The following is a 5039-nucleotide window of genomic DNA, read 5'->3' as shown; positions in this document are numbered from 1 at the left end:
CAGCAACTTTCTAAATAGGCGGACTATAATAAAGCAATTGCACATGAATCATAAGTCATTGATACAATGAATAATCATAGGCCATGAAGCCAACTGGAGCACAACCGTGATCACATTATGCATTATCGCTGGTTAAGAAATTTTCGACACCGCTTAGCCAACACAGAGTCACTACTGCACTTTTCGCTATTGGGAATTATCTCAGGTGTAACTTGCGGGCTCATTATGTTTGCCTTTCACCATGCCATTAGCTGGCCCTCATCACTCTGGCTGCCCGAAGGCGACCCCGAAAACTTTGAAGGCCTCGTTGCTTGGCAGCGTTTCGCACTGCCTGTATTTGGCGCCATTGTAATTGGCTTAATTTTAAAATACCTGCCAGCCGCCAACACCCGCACGGGGGTCACCCATGTCATTACCCGCCTGCACAGCCACAACGGCCACCTGCCAACTAGCAATACATTAGTACAGTTTTTTCTCGGCGCCCTAGCACTTGGCACCGGCCAGTCAGGTGGCCGCGAAGGGCCATCAATTCACCTAGGTGCAGGCATCAACAGCTGGCTTGGGCAAAAATTACTGCTACCTAATAACAGTATTCGCGTACTCGTGGGCTGCGGCACTGCGGCAGCTATTGCGGCGGCCTTTAACACCCCCATCGCCGGCGTCATTTTTGCCATGGAAGTGGTGATGATGGAATACACCATTGCCGGCTTCATCCCTGTCATGCTGGCCTCAGTAACCGCCACAACGCTTATTCGAGCACTCGACATTCATCAACCGATTTTCGATAACCCCGTCACTCAGATGACCACGCTGTGGGAGTTACCCTATATAACAGCTTTAGGGCTCATTGTTGGCTGTGCCGCCGCGTTATTTATTACCATTTTAAAAATAGGCGCTCGACAAGCCGACAAACCTATAGAGCGACGCCTATTAATAGCTGGGTTGATTACCGGCTGTTGCGCAATTGTTGTTCCCGAAGTGATGGGGCTAGGTTATGACAGCTTAGCCGCAGCAACTCGTGGCGAGCTAGGGATTAAAATTTTGCTGGCGTTGATGGCTGCCAAACTGATTGCCACCGCCGCCAGTTGCGGGCTCGGCATGCCGATCGGATTAATAGGGCCCAATTTATTAATCGGTGCATGCCTCGGCGCGTCAATGGGCGTGATAGGTAATCATTTTTTTCCGGGGCAGGCCAGTGACCCGAGTTTTTATGCCCTACTGGGCATGGCCGCGATGATGGGCGCTGTCCTTAATGCACCACTGGCAGCGCTGATGGCAATCGTCGAATCGACACAAAGCACCACGATTATTTTCCCTGCGATGCTGGCCATCACTGTCGCCGCACTCACCAACTCTGAAGTGTTTAAACAGCAATCTGCCACTCAAACAATGCTGGCACAGCTGCGTGAAGTACTGCGTACCGATCCACTCAGCTTGGCCCTTCAACGCAGCAGTGTAGCTAGTTTAATGAGCCGTAAGCTGACCCATTTACCGCAATTGATTAGCCCAGATCAGGCAGACCAATTACTCGAGCTTAAACCAGACACCCTGGTCATCAGCGACGCCCAAGATCAAGTTCATGTGATTGCATGGGGGGATTTACACAGCGGCCTCGAGACTGCCCTGATTGACTGTCAAAGTACCCACATCGATCTTCTAGAACTGGCACACCTCTCGGTATCGGCAGCCAACTTACATATTCAAGCAACGTTACGAGAAGCCCTCGACACCATGGATCAACAACAAGTAGATACTGTATTTGTGTCAGGTTATATTGCCGGCGGCTATCACGGCGAGCATCCCGACCACGGTTTGCTTAGCCGTACTGACATTCAACAATATGCGGCGCAGCCGCAATAACACGAGACCTTCATGCTCTGGATTAAAGCCTTCCATATCATTTTTATTGTCTGCTGGTTTGCCGGTATTTTTTATTTACCACGTTTGTTTGTCTATCACGCCATGGCAAGCGACGAAGCAACACGCGGCCACCTACGAATTATGGAATTAAAATTGTATCGGTTTACAACGCCGTTTGCGGTATTGAGTATCGGCTTTGGTATTTGGCTTGCCAGTTATAATCTCGACTACTACCTAGCCGCAGGCTGGTTTCATGCAAAAGTTTTTTTAGTGCTACTGTTAGTAGGCTATCACTTAATTTGTGGTCATATTGTCAAACAACTACAAACAGAGTCTGTACAGCGCAGCCATGTATTTTATCGTTGGTTTAACGAAGCACCTGTCTTAGCACTTTTTGGTGTTGTCATTTTGGTGGTGGTTAAGCCCTTTTAAATAGACCCTGAAAGAAATTCGTCTAGCAAAGTCACCGCCCGTACTGCGACAGCACAGACACCACCGCTGAGGGTGACCGTGCCCACTAACAAGCACAGACCTTCACTCAGCAGGCCATTTAGCAAGGGGGCCGCTTAAGTATAAGGCGGCGGATTCTTGATCTCCTGCACTGAAGTCGTCAACGCTGAATCAAACAAAACGCTTACCCTAGTTTTTCAGCGCCGTTATCGGGATAATGGCCGTCGATTATTAACGCTGGCCACAAACGCCACGTTGCCCGCAAAGATTTAGGTGTCTAATTTAAGGTGTCCAATGAGTCGTTCTGAAACCCTGTTCAGCCAAGCCCAAAAAACTATTCCTGGCGGTGTTAATTCACCGGTGCGCGCATTTCGTGCAGTGGGTGGCACGCCAGTCTTTATTGACCGCGCTGAAGGCCCGTATATTTATGATGCCGACGACAAACGCTACGTGGATTATGTGTTGTCCTGGGGGCCAATGATTCTCGGCCACTCACACCCCGACATTATTGCCGCCGTTGAAGCAAAATTAAAAAAAGGCCTCAGCTTTGGTGCGCCCACCGAAATTGAAATCCAACTGGCTGAAAAAATCTGCAGCATCATGCCCAATATGGACATGGTGCGTATGGTTAACTCTGGTACCGAAGCGACCATGAGTGCGATTCGTTTAGCGCGTGGCGTAACGGGTCGCGATAAGATCATCAAATTTGAAGGCTGCTATCACGGTCACTCAGACTCACTGCTAATCAAAGCAGGCTCTGGTGCCCTGACTATGGGCGTCCCCAGCTCACCAGGAGTACCAGCGTCTTTGGCCGATCACACCATCACACTGACTTATAATGATTGCGAAGGTGTTGAAAAGGCGTTTGCCGACATTGGCGACCAAGTGGCTTGTATTATTGTTGAGCCAGTCGCTGGCAATATGAATTGTATTCCGCCGCTACCAGGCTTTTTAGAAACCCTACGCGAGCAATGCACCAAAGCTGGCGCACTGTTAATCATGGATGAAGTCATGACCGGCTTTCGCCTAGGCCTAACCGGCGCGCAGGGCTATTACGGTATCGAAGCTGATATCACCACCTTGGGCAAAGTGATTGGCGGTGGTATGCCTGTGGGCGCTTTTGGCGGCAAGCGTGAAATCATGGAGCAAATTGCGCCAACCGGGCCTATCTATCAAGCCGGTACACTGTCAGGCAACCCGATAGCTATGGCCGCAGGTATCGCCCAGCTAGACGCGATTAGCCAAGAGGGCTTTTACCCGGCTCTATTTGCCAAAACCGACAAGCTGGTTGCGGGCTTACAAGCCGCCGCTGACAAAGCCGGCATTGCGCTTACTACCAACCACGTCGGCAGCATGTTTGGGGTTTTCTTTTTAGCAGAAGGCTGCACAGAGCAACAACAAATCAGTAATTATCAGCAAGTCATGGCCTGTGATAACGAGCGGTTTAATCGTTTCTTCCACGGCATGTTGAATGAAGGTGTTTATCTGGCGCCGGCCTCTTATGAAGCCGGCTTCTTGTCGATCGCCCATAGCGATGCAGATATTGACTTCACTATCGCTGCGGCCGAAAAAGTCTTCGCCAGCTTATAAACCTTGAGCGAAATTTTTGATCTCGCTTCTGATCTCACTATTGCCGGGCGGTATAGCCCTGCAATAGTGTTAACCAACGATTATTAAAGGAACGTTAATGAGCAAGTCACTCCACCGCGGCGCCTACCCTAATACCCGTATGCGCCGAATGCGTGCCGATGATTTTTCGCGCCGAATGATGCGTGAAAACACTCTGACCGTTAACGATCTGATTTACCCAATTTTTGTATTAGAGGGCAAAAATCAGCGTGAGGTAGTCGCCTCGATGCCTGGCGTTGAGAGACTCAGCATCGATTTACTGGTGCAAGAAGCCAAGCAATTGATGCAACTAGGTATTCCCGCGATTGCGATTTTCCCCGTGACACCGGCCAGTGCCAAATCAGAATTCGCCGAACAAGCCTATAACCCCGATGGCTTAGCACAGCGCGCGGTTAAAGCCGTTAAAGATGCGGCCCCAGAACTCGGCGTGATCACCGACGTTGCTCTCGACCCTTTCACAATCCACGGCCAAGACGGTATTCTCGACAGCTCGGGCTATGTACTCAATGACCGCACCATTGAAGCGTTGGTCAAGCAAGCCGTTTCGCATGCGGATGCTGGTGCCGATATCGTTGCTCCCTCAGATATGATGGATGGCAGAATAGGCGTAATAAGAACAGCTTTGGATGAAAAGGGATTTAGCCAAACTTCAATAATGTCGTATTGCGCCAAATATGCCTCTGCTGATCTTGCACAAGAGGACTTTCTGCAACGCGGCGGCCCTGAGCGTGATCGAAAAGGACTGGACCCAGATGGCGATGGATACGCCTGCAATTGGGATCCCACACCGTTTCGTGCGGCAGCGGGCAACTGAGTCGCGAGCCCAATAGCACCTGGCATCCGTCCCCGAACTTTGGCCCGCGGCGGGATGGGCTGACCCCAACTCTTATTGTTCTTCACTATACAGCCATGCAAAGCGCGGCGGCCGCCCTTAACCGGTTGTGTGATCCTGCATTCGAAGTCTCGGCACATTATCTGATCAGCGCACAAGGACATATCACGCAATTGGTCGACGAAGAAATGCGAGCGTGGCACGCAGGTGTGGGTAGTTGGTGTCGTCAGCATGATATCAACTCGCGCTCTATCGGAATTGAATTGGA

Annotated in this window: 4 protein-coding genes and 1 pseudogene; all 5 read left to right on the top strand. The window is 50.5% G+C overall.

The genetic code is table 11. The features are described from left to right. Positions 1-225: 225 nt before the first annotated feature. Entirely contained in the window at positions 226-1860 is a 1635-nt protein-coding gene (locus Q0688_RS08710) for a chloride channel protein (protein ID WP_299074964.1), read from the top strand. A 12-nt stretch (positions 1861-1872) separates the two neighbouring features. Next, complete coding sequence (locus tag Q0688_RS08705; RefSeq protein ID WP_299074963.1) at positions 1873-2292, top strand: CopD family protein; 420 nt, start codon at positions 1873-1875, stop codon at positions 2290-2292. Between the two features lie 312 nt (positions 2293-2604). Then, on the top strand, positions 2605-3900 hold the full coding sequence (gene hemL / locus Q0688_RS08700; RefSeq protein ID WP_299074962.1) for a glutamate-1-semialdehyde 2,1-aminomutase: 1296 nt from the start codon (positions 2605-2607) through the stop codon (positions 3898-3900). Positions 3901-3997: 97 nt separating this feature from the next. Continuing rightward, positions 3998-4624: pseudogene (locus tag Q0688_RS08695) on the top strand (porphobilinogen synthase); the annotation flags it as partial. Positions 4625-4848: 224 nt separating this feature from the next. Next, on the top strand, positions 4849-5039 hold a 191-nt coding region (locus tag Q0688_RS08690), incomplete at its 3' end, for an N-acetylmuramoyl-L-alanine amidase (protein WP_299074961.1).

Origin of the sequence: uncultured Paraglaciecola sp., from assembly GCF_937123705.1 — a bacterium.
Classification (GTDB): domain Bacteria; phylum Pseudomonadota; class Gammaproteobacteria; order Enterobacterales; family Alteromonadaceae; genus Paraglaciecola.
Note: the sequence above shows the minus strand (reverse complement) of the source record. Positions and strands in the feature narration are given on the sequence as shown.

What these genes read in the sequence shown, in the direction of transcription:
- hemL (WP_299074962.1), top strand. Translation starts at nt 2,605, where the DNA reads ATGAGTCGTTCTGAAACCCTGTTCAGCCAAGCCCAAAAAACTATTCCT.
- Q0688_RS08705 (WP_299074963.1), top strand. Translation starts at nt 1,873, where the DNA reads ATGCTCTGGATTAAAGCCTTCCATATCATTTTTATTGTCTGCTGGTTT.
- Q0688_RS08710 (WP_299074964.1), top strand. Translation starts at nt 226, where the DNA reads ATGTTTGCCTTTCACCATGCCATTAGCTGGCCCTCATCACTCTGGCTG.